This window comes from Kitasatospora sp. NPDC094016 (assembly GCF_040304045.1).
Taxonomy (GTDB): Bacteria; Actinomycetota; Actinomycetes; order Streptomycetales; family Streptomycetaceae; genus Kitasatospora.
The window spans coordinates 159,615-173,804 of the sequence record NZ_JBEOUK010000001.1 but is presented as its reverse complement, the minus strand read 5'-3'; the positions used below and the strand labels follow the sequence as shown (position 1 = coordinate 173,804).

14 protein-coding genes are annotated in these 14,190 nt (G+C 74.3%); 8 read left to right on the top strand and 6 right to left on the bottom strand.

Annotated features, from left to right (window positions below; all coding sequences use genetic code 11):
• Positions 1 to 583: 583 nt before the first annotated feature.
• The 4 genes from ABT015_RS00740 to ABT015_RS00725 form a co-directional block, all read right to left on the bottom strand.
• A complete protein-coding gene (locus ABT015_RS00740; protein ID WP_350875206.1) occupies positions 584 to 886 on the bottom strand; it encodes a glutaredoxin domain-containing protein in 303 nt (100 codons plus the stop codon).
• On the bottom strand, positions 883 to 1,761 hold the full coding sequence (locus ABT015_RS00735) for a protein kinase family protein (protein WP_350875204.1): 879 nt from the start codon (positions 1,759 to 1,761) through the stop codon (positions 883 to 885). Before ABT015_RS00735 ends, ABT015_RS00740 begins: the two co-directional genes overlap by 4 nt.
• 114 nt (positions 1,762 to 1,875) lie before the next feature.
• On the bottom strand, positions 1,876 to 2,754 hold the full coding sequence (locus tag ABT015_RS00730) for an alpha/beta fold hydrolase (protein ID WP_350875202.1): 879 nt from the start codon (positions 2,752 to 2,754) through the stop codon (positions 1,876 to 1,878).
• A gap of 451 nt (positions 2,755 to 3,205) precedes the next feature.
• On the bottom strand, positions 3,206 to 3,964 hold the full coding sequence (locus tag ABT015_RS00725) for a dienelactone hydrolase family protein (RefSeq protein ID WP_350875200.1): 759 nt from the start codon (positions 3,962 to 3,964) through the stop codon (positions 3,206 to 3,208).
• A 105-nt stretch (positions 3,965 to 4,069) separates the two neighbouring features.
• Between ABT015_RS00725 and ABT015_RS00720 the strand changes: the two genes are divergently transcribed.
• On the top strand, positions 4,070 to 4,444 hold the full coding sequence (locus ABT015_RS00720) for a DUF6191 domain-containing protein (RefSeq protein WP_350875198.1): 375 nt from the start codon (positions 4,070 to 4,072) through the stop codon (positions 4,442 to 4,444).
• Here ABT015_RS00720 and ABT015_RS00715 read toward each other — a convergent pair.
• Both ABT015_RS00715 and ABT015_RS00710 read right to left on the bottom strand, forming a co-directional pair.
• Positions 4,405 to 4,806, bottom strand: a complete 402-nt coding sequence (locus ABT015_RS00715; protein ID WP_350875196.1) for a VOC family protein — start codon at positions 4,804 to 4,806, stop codon at positions 4,405 to 4,407. The two genes, ABT015_RS00720 and ABT015_RS00715, sit on opposite strands and share 40 nt — an antisense overlap.
• A gap of 118 nt (positions 4,807 to 4,924) precedes the next feature.
• Entirely contained in the window at positions 4,925 to 5,725 is an 801-nt protein-coding gene (locus tag ABT015_RS00710; RefSeq protein ID WP_350875194.1) for a (2Fe-2S)-binding protein, read from the bottom strand.
• A 268-nt stretch (positions 5,726 to 5,993) separates the two neighbouring features.
• Here ABT015_RS00710 and ABT015_RS00705 point away from each other — a divergent pair, with 268 nt between their 5' ends.
• The 7 genes from ABT015_RS00705 (at position 5,994) to ABT015_RS00675 (ending at position 14,182) form a co-directional block, all read left to right on the top strand.
• Entirely contained in the window at positions 5,994 to 6,959 is a 966-nt protein-coding gene (locus tag ABT015_RS00705; RefSeq protein ID WP_350875675.1) for a FecCD family ABC transporter permease, read from the top strand.
• Positions 6,956 to 7,990 carry a FecCD family ABC transporter permease gene (locus ABT015_RS00700; RefSeq protein ID WP_502897247.1) on the top strand — a complete coding sequence of 345 codons (1,035 nt, stop codon included), beginning with the start codon at positions 6,956 to 6,958 and terminating at the stop codon, positions 7,988 to 7,990. The genes ABT015_RS00705 and ABT015_RS00700 overlap by 4 nt, the downstream gene beginning before the upstream one ends.
• Positions 7,990 to 8,832 (top strand): ABC transporter ATP-binding protein, encoded by an 843-nt coding sequence (locus ABT015_RS00695; protein ID WP_350875192.1) that lies wholly within the window; start codon positions 7,990 to 7,992, stop codon positions 8,830 to 8,832. Before ABT015_RS00700 ends, ABT015_RS00695 begins: the two co-directional genes overlap by 1 nt.
• A gap of 91 nt (positions 8,833 to 8,923) precedes the next feature.
• Positions 8,924 to 9,913: an ABC transporter substrate-binding protein gene (locus tag ABT015_RS00690; protein WP_350875190.1), complete on the top strand. Its 990-nt coding sequence runs from the start codon at positions 8,924 to 8,926 to the stop codon at positions 9,911 to 9,913.
• Positions 9,914 to 10,047: 134 nt separating this feature from the next.
• On the top strand, positions 10,048 to 11,256 hold the full coding sequence (locus ABT015_RS00685; protein WP_350875188.1) for an ATP-grasp domain-containing protein: 1,209 nt from the start codon (positions 10,048 to 10,050) through the stop codon (positions 11,254 to 11,256).
• Complete coding sequence (locus tag ABT015_RS00680; protein ID WP_350875186.1) at positions 11,253 to 12,965, top strand: IucA/IucC family protein; 1,713 nt, start codon at positions 11,253 to 11,255, stop codon at positions 12,963 to 12,965. The genes ABT015_RS00685 and ABT015_RS00680 overlap by 4 nt, the downstream gene beginning before the upstream one ends.
• Positions 12,962 to 14,182 carry an MFS transporter gene (locus ABT015_RS00675; RefSeq protein WP_350875184.1) on the top strand — a complete coding sequence of 407 codons (1,221 nt, stop codon included), beginning with the start codon at positions 12,962 to 12,964 and terminating at the stop codon, positions 14,180 to 14,182. Before ABT015_RS00680 ends, ABT015_RS00675 begins: the two co-directional genes overlap by 4 nt.
• Positions 14,183 to 14,190: the final 8 nt, after the last annotated feature.

Sequence of the window (14,190 nt, the reverse complement as noted above, 5' to 3'; positions counted from 1 at the left end):
TCTCAAGCGGTGGGCAAAGCGGGGCAATTCACCGCGCCCTGCAGTGGGTTCCCACCCGAACCACGGCCGACCGCCTGCACCGATGCCCGATCGACTATCGAACGCCGATTCGGCGCGCCGAGCCGAGCGGGCCGGAATCGACTTTTACATGCCTGTAGAACTTCCCATACGGAATCTTGACATCCGCTTGGCGAGGTCCCGCCACCGGCCACCCTTGCCCGACGTCGGGTCATCTGCTAGCGCCACCGGACCTCGTGTTCACCCGACTCCTCAGCGCAGTCGGCGAGTTGAGCGCGGGGCCCGGGGGCGCGCCGGAGACGGGGAGGGCCCGTGTCCCACAACTGCCCCTCCTCCACCGGCATCTACGATGGCGCCCGGCTCCCCCGGCGCCCCGCTCGCCCGCCCCGGCCCCCGGGTGCCCTGCCCGTACGGGCACCCGAGCCTGGCGGCACACGCGCTCAACCGCCGCCGACACCGGGCCTGTCCGGTCACGGAAGCGGCAGCGGAGTCGGGGCCGGAAGCGGCGGCGGGATCGGGATCCGGACCGGGAGAGCGAAGGGGCGCCGCTCCTCGACCGGACCGGTCAGCGAGGCTTCCCCGGGAGCACGCCCGGCGCGTACTCCCGTACTGCGGCCAGTAGTTGGCGGATCGACGGGTTCACCATCGGTCGCCCGGCCACGGTGACGGTCGGCACGGTCTCGTTGCCGTCCGCGACCGAGCGGACGAAGGCGGCGGCGTCCGGATCCTTCCAGATGTTCACCATGGTGAACCGCCGGCTGTAGCGCAGGCGGGTGAAGAGCAGCGCCAGGCGCAGGTTCATGCAGAACGTGCACAGCGGCCGCCAGTAGAGGACCACACCGTCGTCGGCTCCGCCGGTCGATGTCACTGGAACCGCCATTCCTGGGCCGTGTTGCCGGGGGTGCAGGTCACCATGGTGACCGCGTTCCCCGAGCCGTTGTCGGTCATGCAACGCTGATTCTGGTAGTCGGCCAGCGTGTAGGAGCCCTGGGCGGACCCACTGCGCACCGTCCAGTTGGTCAGGAAGCTGAAACCTCCGCTCAGGGTGACCTTGCCGTCCATGGTCTGGACGAGCAGCGGCCCGCCGCTGTTGCAAGCGTTGAAACTGATCCAGGAGCCGGGGTCGGTCGCCCGCACCCAGCCGTACTGGGACGCGCCGCCGACCACGATCGGGTTGTCGCCGCTCAGTTCGTCGCGGGCCATCCCGATCGGGCGGCCGTCCTTCACGTTGACGATGGTGGTCCAGGAGGTGCCGCCGCACGACGGCGGCCGGGTGGGGGTCTGCGGGGCCGGCGGGTTGCCGCCACCCGAGGGCGAACCGCCGCCGGACGGGGAGCCTCCCCCGGCGGGGGAGCCACCGGCCGCGTTCTGGGCCGGGGGCTGCGGGTTGGGATTGGGGTTGGCGGGCTGGTTGGCGGTGCCGCCCCCGCCGCCGGACTGGTCGGACCGGCCGCCCGAAGCCCCGCCGACGAAGCCGCCCTCCCGGCCCTCGGCACCGCCGCTCTCACCGTAGTCGTGGACGTCCACGACGGCGGGGTGGTCGATCGCGGCGACCAGTTGGGCCTCCCGGCGGAAGCGCTGGATGAAGGTGTCGTCCTCGAACAGCGCCGAGTGCAGGATCTTGACGGCCACCGGCCGCGCCAGCACCGTGTCGTCGGCCCGCCAGACCGTACCCATCCCCCCGCCGCCGATCCGCTCGACCAGCGTGTACCGCCCGCCGAGCACGGCGCCCGGACCCCTCATACTCCCGCCCCCATGTGTCATGACCCTCCCCAGCGGGCCGTTCGGCCCCCAGTGTGCCAGAGGGGGTCGAACGGTCAGCAGGCGCTGTCCGGCCAGGGGTTGAGGGCCGCCGCGTCAGCTGTCCCGACCCTGCCGGGCGTGCCCGACCACCTCCAGGACCGCGGCGGCGACGGCCTGCGGGTGGTCGGCGTGGACGTGGTGGCCCGCGCCGCGCACCACGATGTGCGACCCCTTGGCCGCGCCGGCGACGACGTGTGACTGGAGGACGGTCCAGCGGGCGCGCATCGCTCCCGGCAGGCCGTCGGTCGCGCTCAGCACGGTCACCGGCACGTCGGGCAGCCGAGCCGCCGCGCGCCGCCGCCGGAGCTCGGAGACCGCGAGGACCGTCAGCCGGTTCTCGTCGAGGACGGTCCGCCGCTGGTGGCGGTGTGCCTCGACGGCCGCCTCGGCCCTCGCGACGGCTCCCTCGGCCCGGCGGGCGGCGGGCGTCATGGCCGCCCGGAGCAGCCCCACCCGCAACAGGACGGCCTCGGCCGCGCGGATGGCCGGTGGCTGGAACTCCTCGTGCGCCGGATCCACCAGGACCAGGCCGGCCACCAGTTCCGGGCGCCGCCAGGCGAGGAGTTGGGCCAGCTGGCCGCCCCAGCTGTGCCCGACCAGGATGGCCGGGCCGGCGCCGAGGTGCTCCACCAGGGCAGCCAGGTCCCCGGTCGGGGACTCCAGCGACGGACCGGGGACGCGAGCGGGGTCACTGGCACCGAGCCCGGCCCGGTCGTACGCCACGACCCGGCTGTGCGCGGCCAGTTCGGGCAGCACCGGCGCCCAGGTCAGCGACGAGGTGCCGCAGCCCGCGAGCAGGACCACCGGCGGGCCGCCGTGCCCCGCCTCCACCCAGCGCAATGCCCGCCCGCCACGGTCGAGTTCGCCCTGCCGCACCCCGCCGGGGACACGCTCGGCCAGCACCTGCGCGATGGCGTCCTGCACGTCCCGCATGGCCCGCGTGCCCTGCGTGTCCGGTGTGCCCCGTCCTACCTGTACTCCCCCCATGCCCTGCGCGTCCCACGTGCCCCACGGTTCCCGCGCGTTCCGCCTCTTCTCCGTCTTCTGCACGTTCGGTTCCCCCCTGGATCCGTCCGCCCCGCCCCGGCCTGTGGTGCCGGGTGAGGCGGGTTCGTTGCTCACCACTGCCACGAGTCCCGGGCGCCTCCCCGACGCCCGGCGGGTCGGCCATCGGTCGGGCCCGGACTCGCTGTCAGGCACCGGACCATGGCCGCCCGGCTCCACGTTGACCCGAACACCTCGCCTCCGTTGCGTGACCGGAGGACGAAGAGGAGGTGCTGTGGCGCGAGGCCGTCACCGGCCCGCGCCTGCACGACCCCGGCCGGGGCGGCATCGCGGTGGCCACACCGCGGCCGCCGCCCCGGCTGTCCGGCTGTCCGGCGGCTCAGGCCGACAGGTTCCGCTTGAACAGGTCGAGCACCGCCTCCCAGTGGCGCGCGTCGGCGTCGGCGTCGTAGCGGGTGGTGTCGGCCTGGGTGTAGCCGTGCGGGGCGCCCTGGTAGACCTCCTCCCGGTGCCGGACACCGGCGGCGGTGAGGGCCCCGGCGAGCCGTTCGATCTGCTCGGCGGGCATGGACGGATCGTCGTCGGCGTGGCCGAAGTACACCTCGGCGGTGATCCGGGGGGCGCCCAGGTGCGGGCTGTCCGGCGCCTCGGTGGCGAGGCCGCCGCCGTGGAACCCGGCCATGGCCGCGATCCGGTCGGGGTGGCTGGCGGCCGTCCGCAGGGCGAGCATGGCGCCGCGGCAGTAGCCGGTGAGGCCGACCGGGCCGTCCTCGACGAGCGGGGACTCGGCGAGCCAGCGCAGGTAGGCGTCCGCGTCGCGGGCGATCACCTCGGGGGTGAGGGTGGCGAGCAGCGGGCCGATCCGCTCGAAGATCGTCGGGTCCTTCTCCAGGTCGATCAGCGGTGGCAGTTCGACGACCGGCGCGCGGCCCTTCCGGTAGTAGGCGTTGGGGACCAGCACGGCGTACCCGGCCTGGGCGAGCCGGTCGGCCATGTCCTTCAGCTGGGGCCGGAGCCCGAAGGCGTCCATGTAGAGGATGACGCCGGGGTGGGCCCGCCCGTCGTCGGGATGGGCGAGGTAGGCGTCGGCGGTGCCGTCCGCCGTCGGGATGTCCACGGTGGTTCCGCGCACGGTCATGGTGAGGGGTCTCCTTCGGTTCGCGCGGCAGGGTAGCCGGTGGACGCCGCCGTCGGCGCGGCGCCCTCGGGGAACGCGGGTGCGACCGCCCGGCGTTGGGCGTACATGGGTGTCATCGTAGATGTGGCGTGCGTGGCGGCGGCGGTGATCGGGCTGGTGCTCCTGATCGCATGGCAGATCCGGGGCGAGTCGTCGGAGCGTTGGCGGCGCGGCGGCGGGAGCGGCGGGGTGGGCCTGGGCGGCGGGCTGGAGGAGTTGCAGGCGCTGTTCAGCCCGGGCAAGCGGGTGCAGGTCGAACAGCGGCGGGAACAGCTGACGCTGCGGGACGACGCCCAGGTCGGAGCGCCGCCACACTTCGGCGTGGACCTGGACCGGGGCGTGGCGGTGCTGCACGGCGGGGGCGGGGCGGGCGGCGAGACCGAACGGGGTCGGACAGGCGGTCAGGCTCCCCAGCCACGGGAGCAGAGCACCAGTCGGTAGCCGTCCGGGTCGGATATCGTCACGCCGAACTCCTCCCAGTAGGGGTTGTGGGCCCGGACCGGGGTGCCGCCGGCGGCCTCCAGCCGGGCGACCAGGGCGTCGTCCACCGGCGCGCCGAGGTAGACGACGAACAGGTCGTCGACCGTCGGGGTGGGCTCCAGCGGGTTCTCCGGGTCGTGGGTGAGTTCGAAGTGCCAGGCTCCACCGGGCGGGCCGACCATCAGCAGGTCGTGCTCGCCGGACACCCGCTCGGTGGTGCGCCACAGCACGTCGAGGCCGAGGCCGCCGACGTAGAAGCGCTCGGCCGCCGCGAGGTCGCGCGAGGGCCGGGCGATGCGAATCCGCGTCGTCGAATCGATCATGGCCGCGACCCTAGCCGATACCACTGACAATGAGCCGTCCACGACGATCCCCCCACCCGCAATCCCGTCGACGATCCCCCGTCGACGATCCCCCGACGACGATCCGCGGACGGACCCCTCAGAACCGGCGCAGCCGTTCCTCGTCGCTGGTGCGCGGGCAGGTCAGGCAGGCGGCGGCCTCGGGCTTGACGGCGTAGTAGAGGCAGCAGCCGAGCCGGGTACGGGTGTGGTGGCCGCGCCCGTCGGGGGTGTGCAGGCGGCGGAAGTCGGCGGCGCCGGGCAGCGGGAGGGTGCCGCCGGGCAGCACCGCCTCGGCGGCGACGACCCCCGCGTCCTCTTCACCGAGCATCCGGCCGAGGTACCAGACGGCCGAGGCGAGGTCGTCCGTCACCATGCCCCAGAGCGCGCGGTCGCGGCGCCGGCTGGGGGCGGCGAAGGCGGCGAGCACCGGTTCGACGTGGGCGACCACGGCGGCCCGCAGTTCGGCGCGGAGTTCGTCGTCACCCGGGAGGGTGACGTGGCCGCGCGGGCGCAGCGCGAGGCCCCCGGTGGGAGCGTGCAGCCAGAGGTCGGCGGGGTCGACGAGGGGGACTTTCCGGGCGAGGTGCCAGGGGCCCGCGATGAGCAGGCACGCGGACCAGACGTAGTGGTGCAGCAGTCTGGAGGCGGTGACGTGCGGGCGGGGGGCGCGGCCGTGCTCGGCGGCGATGCGCTCCTCCTCGCCGGTCAGGACGGCGGCCAGGGCCCGTTCGTCGGTGGCGAGTTCGGCCCCCGAGTACCAGCCGTCGGCGGCACGGGGGTCGGGTTCGTCGGCGCCGAGCAGGCGCAGCTCCAGCACCGGGCAGAGCTCGCGCAGGCGCCGGTAGTCGCCGGACAGGGTGGACGTCGGCGCGACGGGCAGGGGTGTTCCGGGGATCATCGGCGCTCCGTGGATCGACTCCGCATGATCGAATAAGGTGAGGCTCACCTTACAACGTCTCAGGAAGTGCACCGCCCAGGACGGGCGGCGCGACACCCGCGACACCCGGGCGGGGCGACGCCGCGGCGAACGGCCCGGCATCGGACCGGGCGACCCGAGATTGACGAACTTAGGCAAACCTAACTTAAGATCTCGACTCGTGTTGAGAACCGACCCGCCGGCCACCACAGTCCCGGCGACGCCTCGATCGTCGACGGTCCAGCGGCCCCTGCTGCTGGTCGCCGGTGTGGGCGCGCTCGTGCTGTGTGCCGCGCTGAGCCTCGCGCTCGGCTCCCGTTCCATCCCGCTGTCCACCGTGGCCGACGCCCTCACCGGGGCCGCCCACGGCGGCGACGCCGACGTGGTGACGGGCCTTCGCCTGCCGCGAACGGTGATCGGACTGGCCGTCGGGGCCGCGCTCGGCGTCGCCGGGGCGGTCGCCCAGGGCGTCACCCGCAACCCGCTCGCCTCCCCGGTCACCCTCGGCGTCAACGCCGGCGCGAGCCTCGCCGTGGTCGCCGCGATCTACGCGCTGGACCTCACCCGGCCCGTCGAGTACGTCTGGTTCGCCTTCGCCGGGGCGGCCGTCGCCGCGGTCGCCGCGTACGCGATGTCCCGGCGCGGCGGCGACCTCGACCCGGTCCGGCTCGCGCTCGGCGGCACCGTGCTCACCGTGGTGCTCACCTCCTGGACCTCCGCGCTGATGCTGGCCAGTCACCGCACCCTGGACGAGGCCCGGTTCTGGTTGGCCGGCTCGATCGGCGGGCGGCAGCTGGACACCCTCACCCCCGTGCTGCCGTTCCTGGTGCTCGGCCTGCTGGGCGCGTTCGCGATCTCGCCCGCCCTCAACGCGCTGGCCCTCGGCGACGAGACCGCCCAGTCGCTCGGCGTGCCGGTGGCCCGGATCCGACTGGCCGCAGGGCTGGCCGTCGTCCTGCTCGCGGGCAGCGCGGTGGCCGTCGCCGGGCCGGTGGCGTTCATCGGACTGGCCGCACCGCACCTGGTCCGCCCGCTGCTCGGCAACGACCACCGCTGGCTGCTGCCGGGCTGCCTGATCGCCGGTCCGCTGTTGCTGCTCGCCGCCGACGTGCTCGGACGGCTCGTGGTGCGCCCCTCCGAGATCGAGGTCGGCATCGTGACCGCCTTCCTCGGCGCGCCACTGCTCGCCGTACTGGCCCGGAAGGTGGCCCGGTGACCGCGCTCGCCGCGCCCGTCGGCACGCTCGCCCGCCGCCGGGCCCGCACCGCCGCGTGGTCGGCACTGGCCGCCGCCGTCCTGGTGGTGCTGACGGGCGTCGCGCTCGGCACCGGACAGGTGAGCCTGTCCGGATGGGACGCGCTGCGCGCCCTGGTCGGGCAGGGCGAGCCCGGGAACGTCCTGGTGGTGCAGCAGTTCCGGGCGCCCCGGGTGGTGTCGGCGCTGATCGCCGGGGCCGGGCTGGCGATGGCCGGCTCGATGCTCCAGCGGCTCTTCCGCAACCCGCTGGCCTCCCCCGACACCATCGGTGTCACCGGCGGCGCGTCCTTCGGCGCGGTGCTGATGCTCGCCACCGGCGCCTCCCAGCAGCTGATCCCGCTGGCCGCGCTCGGCGGCGGACTGCTGGCGGCGTTGCTGCTCGGCGGCCTCGCCTGGCGGTCGAAGATGGCCGTCACCCGGCTGGTGCTGGTCGGCCTGGCGGTGCAGCAGGGCCTCGCCGCCGCCGTGAACCTGATGATCGTACGGTTCCCGGCGGAGCTGGCCTCCTCCGCGATGCAGTGGACCACCGGCTCGCTCTACGGCCGCAACTGGACCGAGGTGTGGATCGGCGGCACCGCCATCGCGCTGACCGCCCTGGCCGTGCTGCTCTGCCAGCGCCGGATCGCGGTCCTCGACCTCGGCGACGACTCGGCCGGCGGCCTCGGCCTCGATCCCGGCCGGGACCGGCTCTGGCTGCTGCTGCTCGGCATCACCCTCGCCTCGCTGGCCGCCGCCCTCACCGGCCCGGTCGCGTTCGTCGCGCTCGCCGTCCCGCACCTGGTCCGGCTGCTCGCCGGGCCGCCCACCCTCGGCACGCTCGGACTCACCGCGCTCACCGGCGCCGTCCTGCTGCTGTCCGCCGACCTCCTCGTGCTCCACGTGATCCCCGTCCACGGCCTGCCGGTCGGTGCCGTCACCGCCACGCTCGGCGCGCCCTGGCTCCTGGCGCTGATGATCCGCCAGGGCCGGCCTCCCCAGAGGAGCAACTGATGACGCCCACGACGACCGTCGGGTCCGTCACCACCACCCCCAACCGGCTCGCCGCGCACGGCCTTCACCTGCGCTACGGCGACCGCACGATCGTCGACGGGCTCGACCTCGAACTGCCCGGCGGCGCCGTCACCGCCATCGTCGGGCCCAACGCCTGCGGCAAGTCGACCCTGCTGCGCGGACTGGTCCGGCTGCTCGACCCCGCCGCCGGCACCGTCACCCTGGACGGCTCCGACATCCACCGGATGTCCGCCCGGACCCTCGCCAAGCGGATGGGCCTGCTGCCGCAGCAGCCGGTCACCCCCGAGGCGATCACCGTCGAGGCGCTGGTACGGCTCGGCCGGTACCCGCACCAGCGGATGCTCAGCCCGTGGTCCAAGGCCGACCAGGCCGCCGTCGAGGACGCCCTCGCCCGGACCGGCACCGCCGAACTGCGCGAGCAGCAGGTCGACCGGCTCTCCGGCGGGCAGCGCCAACGCGCCTGGATCGCGCTCGCCCTGGCCCAGGACACCGAACTGCTGCTGCTCGACGAGCCGACCACCTTCCTCGACCTGCGCCATCAGCTCGACGTCCTCGACCTGGTCGCCGACCTGCACGCCGAGGCCGGACGCACCGTCGTCATGGTGCTGCACGACCTCGGGCAGGCCGCCCGGTACGCCGACCACCTGGTGGTGCTCAAGGACGGGCGGCTCGCCGCCGCCGGGCCGCCCGCCGAGGTCCTCACCGCCGACCTGGTCGAGGCCGTGTTCCAGGTGCCGTGCCGGGTGGTGCCCGACCCGGAGACCGGCACACCGCTGGTCGTCCCCCGCGCGCGGACCCGGCCACGCGCCGCCGACCGCTGACCGCCGACCGCCACCCGTTCGTCACCCCCCGACGCTCCTCACCCTGACGCCCCGCAACCCGACACCCGCTCGACCCCATCCAAGGACCCCCATGAACCGCCGCCTCCCCGTCGCCGCCCTCGCCGTCGCCCTGTCCACCACGCTGCTCGCCGCCTGCGGCAGCGACGGAGGGACCAAGCAGAGCGGGGACGCCTCCTCCGCGAGCGCCGGCGCCTCCGCCGGCTTCCCGCGCACCGTCACCCACGCCGCCGGAACGGCCCAGATCAAGGCCCAGCCCAAGCGCGTCGTGGTGCTGGACAGCGGCGAGCTGGACGACGTCACCCTGCTCGGCATCACGCCGGTCGGCGCGGTGTCGCCGCACATGAAGACCGAGGGCGGGTTCCCGAACTACCTCAAGGACAAGATCAAGGACACCAAGGACGTCGGCCCGATGAACGAGCCGAACCTGGAGCTGATCGCCTCCCTCAAGCCCGACCTGATCCTCTCCTCCAAGGTCCGCCACGCCAAGGTCTACGACCAGCTGAACGCCATCGCGCCGACCGTGCTCGCCGAGACCACCGGGTTCCCGTGGAAGGAGAACCTCGCCCTCTACGCGCAGGCGCTCGGCAAGGAGGACGAGGCCAAGAAGGCGCTCGCCGCCTACGAGGCGCGGGCCGCCAAGCTCGGTGAGGCGATCAAGGCGAAGAACGGCGGCGCCATGCCGACCGCCTCGGTGGTCCGCTTCGTGGCCGGACCGACCCGCCTCTACGCCAAGGCCTCCTACAGCGGCGTGGTGCTGAAGGACGTCGGTCTGGCCCGCCCGGCCGCCCAGGACGTCGACAAGAACATCCTCGAAGTGAGCGCCGAGCAGATCAACCAGGCCGACGCCGACCTGGTGTTCGTCACCACCGCCGACGACCCGTCCAAGACCAAGGAGAGCGAGGTCCAGCAGACCCCGGTCTGGCAGGGCCTGAACGCCGTCAAGAACAGCAAGGTCTTCAACGTCCCGGACGAGACCTGGATGTCCGGCATCGGCGTCCAGGCCGCCGACGCCATGCTCGGCGACATCGCCAAGGCCACCGGCGTGGACGCGCCCAAGTAACCGCCGACGGACGACGGCGGGCGGAGGCGGCTGCCGCTGTGGCCGCCACCGCCACCGCCCGCCGTCACCCTCGTCCGTCACCACCCTCCTCCGTACCACCCTCAAGGACCAGCACCCTCAAGGACCAGCACCCCATGCGGCTCTACCTGCTCGCCCTCAACCCCACCGACTCGGTCACCGCCGGCTTCCTGCCCGCCGCCGCCCGGCTCGGGCTCGACGTCACCGTCCTGACCGACCACGCCGAACCCCACCAGAAGGCCTACGCCGGCCTCCCGTTCGCCGCACCCGAGGTGCTGGAGTGCGACGTCCGGGACTTCCGCGCCGTGATCAGCCTGGTCTCCCGCCACCACGCGCCCGACGCGGTGTTCAGCAACAGCGACCACCTGCAGACCGAGACCGCCCTGGCCGCCGTGTACTTCGGCCTCCCCGCCAAGGACTGGAAAGCCGCGCTGCGGGCCAAGGACAAGGGCCAGCTGCGCCGCCACCTCGCCCTGACCGGCCAGGACGCCGTCTGGTCCGCCGAGTTGGCCTCCGGGCAGGACCCGGCCGAGCTGGAGCCGCCGTTCCCGTGCGTGGTCAAACCTCGCGAGGGAGTGGCCAGCGAGGACGTCACACTGGTCGCCGACGCCGCCGAACTCGCGCGCCGCTGCCGGGAGATCCAGCACCGGCGGGCCGGCGCGACGCTGGTCGTCGAGGAGTTCCTGGACGGCCCGCTGTGCACCCTGGAGACGCTCGGCGACGGCCGCCGCCGGCACGTCCTCGGCGGCTTCCGCACGCAGCTCTCCCCGCCGCCGGACTTCATCGAGGAGGTGCTGGAGTTCGTCCCCGCCCACCCCGCCGAGGTGGTCGCGCAGGTGCTCGCCCAACTCGACGCGCTCGGCATCGGACTCGGCGCCTGCCACACCGAGTTCGTCGTGCAGCCCGACGGCCGCGCCCGGATCATCGAGGTCAACTACCGCGCCATCGGCGACCAGTGCGACCTGATGCTCGCCGAGATCCTCGGCGTCCCGCTCTTCGAGCACATCCTCGCCGCCCACCTCGGCCGGGAACTCCCCGCGGACCTCGGCGCGCAGTGCGCCGCGACCCCGCGCCGGGCCCGCAACGAGCCGGTCTGCGCCGACCGGGCCGGCCTCCTCACCGCCGCCCCCGGCCCGTACGACGAGGAGCGCGACGGCGTCCGGCTCGCCTACCGCCCGCTGCGCCGGCTCGGCGAGCGGCACGAGCACTACCGCACCAACCGCGACTACCTGGGCGTGATCTGGGCCGTCGGCGCCGACCAGGAGGCCGTGGACGCCGCCGTCGCCCGGTTCCGCGCCGCCAACCGCTGGGAGATCACCCCGTGACCGCCGACGAGCAGCTCACCCTGCGGGTGCTCTCCGCCCTGCTGCGCGAGGACGTCCTCGGCCTGCGCACCCGCGGCGCCGTCGAGGAGCGCGCGGACGGCGCCTGGATCACCGTCCCGGACGCCGAACTCGCCCTGCCCGTCGCCCCCGAGGGCTTCCAGTGCGAGTACGCCGCCCGGCTGCCCCTGCTGGAGCTGGCCGGGCGCCGGCTCACCGGCCTGGACGCCGTCGTGGCGGCCCTGGCCGACCTGGCCGAGGCCGAGGACCGGCCCGGCTGGGCCGCTTTCGCCGAGGAGTGCCGCCAGACCCTCGCCACCATGGAACTGCACGAGCGCGCTCGGCCCGAGGTGCACGCCCGGCTCACCGACCTGTACGGCGAGGACCCGGCCGACTGGACCGGCCCGGCCGCCGCCCTCGGCCACGACACCCTGGCCGCCTACCTCGACCACCCCGTCTACCCGACCGCACGCGGCCGGGCCGGTCTCACCGAACTCCACCTGACCTCCTACGCACCGGAGTTCCACCCCGCGTTCGAGCTGCGCTGGCTGGCCGTCCCGAGCGACGCCCTCACCACCCACGGGCGCCCGCTCCCGAGCTGGTGGCCCACTCCGGCCTGGCTGGGCCTCGCGGACGCCTGCCCCGGCGACGGCTGGACCACCCTGCCGGTCCACCCCCTCACCGTCGGCGCCCCGCTGGACGAGGCACTGGAGGCGGCCGGTCTGGCCGGCCGCACGGTGCTCGCCGAACGGCCCTACCTGACCGTCGTGCCGACGCTCTCCATGCGCACCGTCGCCGTCGCCGACGACCCCTCCTGCCACCTCAAACTCCCGCTCGCCACCGCCACGCTGGGCCGGCTCAACCGCCGCACCATCAAGCCCGGGACCCTGCTCGACGGCGCCGCCGGCCAGCGTCTGATCGAGGCCGTGCTGGCCCGCGAGCCGCGCTTCGCCGGTCGCGTCCTGCACGCCGACGAGCAGACCTGGGCACACGCCGGTCACGAACTGCTGGCCGTCCTGCTGCGCCGCTACCCCACCGGGCTGGAGCGCGCCGTCACCGTCCCGCTGGCCGCCCTGCTGGCCCCCGCGCCCGGCGGTCGCCTGGTGCTCGACCACCTCGCCGACCGCTTCCACGGCGGCGACCAACTCGCCTTCTACGACTCCCTGCTGGAACTGCTGCTGGACTGGCAGACCACGCTGTTCGACTACGGCATCGCGCTGGAGTCGCACCAGCAGAACACCTCCCTGGTGCTCGACGGCGACGGACTGCGCCTGCTCTACAAGGACGACGACGGCCCGCGCGTGCACACCGCCCGGATGACCACCCGCCTCGGCGAACTCGCCCCGACCCGAGCCGACTTCGACGACGCCCGGATCTTCGGCGACGACGACCGGGTGCTCACCGACCTGTTCACCACCATCACCGGCCACCTGTGCACCGGCGCGCTCGCGTTCGGCCTCGCCGAGCACCGGCGCGCCGAACTCACCGACGCGGTCGCGCTGTTGCGAAAGCGCCTGGCCGAGGCGGTGGACCGGATCGGGCCGGCCGGCGAGCCGCTGCGGACGGACCTGCTGGAGGCCGAACGCCTGCCGGTCAAGGCCATGGTCAGCGCCGGGACCCTGCTCAGCAAGCAGCGCTCGGGTGCCGCCGACATCAACAAGCACTACACCAGCGGCCCCAACTACCTGCTGGCGAAAGGGATCGCCCGTTGAGCGTGGAGACCGTCCCGCAGCGGTCCGGCCACCGGACGGACCACTCCGGCGGACTCGGCCGCCGCCAGGTGCGCGCCGTCGCCGCCTGCTACTTCGTCGCCTCCTTCGCCGCACTGGGCCTGCCGCCGTACCTGACCGCGATCCTGCCCGCGCTCGGCGATCCGCAGGCCCGGTGGGCCGGCGTGCTCTACATCGTCCCGACGGTCTTCAGCGCGCTCGGCGCACCGCTGTGGGGCCGGCTCGCCGACCGCTTCGGCCGCAAGCGGCTTCTGCTGCGCGCCCAACTCGGGCTCACCGTCTCCTTCCTGCTGGCCGGAGCCGCCGGCAGCCTGCCCGCGTTCACCCTCGCGCTGGTCCTCCAGGGCTTCCTCGGCGGCACCTTCGCCGCCACCAACGGCTACCTCGCCGCCGCCCTCGACGGACCGCGGCTTTCCCGCGCACTCACCCTGATGCAGGGCAGCGCCCGGGCGGCCCTGGTGGCCGCACCGATCCTGGTCGGTGCGCTGTCCCCGTGGATCGACCCGCACCGCCAGTACCTGGTGATGGCCGTCCTCCCGCTCGCTGCCGCACTGCTGCTGTCCCTGCTACCCGAGCCGGACCGCCCGGCGGCCGCCCCCGCGTCAAAGAGCCGCGCCGAGCGGGCACCCGCCGCCCCGCTCCTCCCGCTCTACGTCTTCGAGTTCGTCTTCGTCTTCGCCACCGTCATCTCCTTCCCCTATCTCGTCTCGTTCGCCGAGCAGCGGCTTCCCGGCGTCTCCGGCACCACCACCGGCGTGCTGTTCGCCCTGCCGCACCTGTGCTACCTGCTGTTCGCCGCGCGGATCCACACGCTGTTCCACGCCCGCCCGCACACCGGCATCGCGCTCGGCTTCGGCCTCGTCGCGCTCGGCCTGGCCGGGCACGCCGTCGCGTACTCGCTCCCGGTCTTCGTCGCCGTCCGGCTGCTGCTCGGCGCCGGGCTCACGCTCGGCCTGGTCTGCCTCGCCGTGCTCGCCGCCGGCGCGGCCCAAGGGCGCGCGCCCGGGCGGATGTTCGGCACGCTCGAACTCGTCTCCAAGGGCGGCGCCGTCGCCGCCGGCGCCGTCGCAGCGCTGGCCAACGGGCAGTTCGGCGCCGCCGCGCCCGTGGTGGCCGGCACCGCCGCCGCCCTGCTGGCCGCCGTCGCGGCCACCGCATTATCCCTCCCGCCCCTCCACCAGCGCTGGAGTCGCCGATGACCCCCAAG

Excerpts from the sequence above, each read along its gene's own strand:
- ABT015_RS00735 (WP_350875204.1), bottom strand. The coding sequence starts at position 1,761 with ATGAGGGGTCCGGGCGCCGTGCTCGGCGGGCGGTACACGCTGGTCGAG.
- ABT015_RS00725 (WP_350875200.1), bottom strand. The coding sequence starts at position 3,964 with ATGACCGTGCGCGGAACCACCGTGGACATCCCGACGGCGGACGGCACC.
- ABT015_RS00685 (WP_350875188.1), top strand. The coding sequence starts at position 10,048 with ATGCGGCTCTACCTGCTCGCCCTCAACCCCACCGACTCGGTCACCGCC.
- ABT015_RS00695 (WP_350875192.1), top strand. The coding sequence starts at position 7,990 with ATGACGCCCACGACGACCGTCGGGTCCGTCACCACCACCCCCAACCGG.
- ABT015_RS00710 (WP_350875194.1), bottom strand. The coding sequence starts at position 5,725 with ATGATCCCCGGAACACCCCTGCCCGTCGCGCCGACGTCCACCCTGTCC.
- ABT015_RS00730 (WP_350875202.1), bottom strand. The coding sequence starts at position 2,754 with ATGCGGGACGTGCAGGACGCCATCGCGCAGGTGCTGGCCGAGCGTGTC.
- ABT015_RS00720 (WP_350875198.1), top strand. The coding sequence starts at position 4,070 with ATGGGTGTCATCGTAGATGTGGCGTGCGTGGCGGCGGCGGTGATCGGG.
- ABT015_RS00690 (WP_350875190.1), top strand. The coding sequence starts at position 8,924 with ATGAACCGCCGCCTCCCCGTCGCCGCCCTCGCCGTCGCCCTGTCCACC.
- ABT015_RS00715 (WP_350875196.1), bottom strand. The coding sequence starts at position 4,806 with ATGATCGATTCGACGACGCGGATTCGCATCGCCCGGCCCTCGCGCGAC.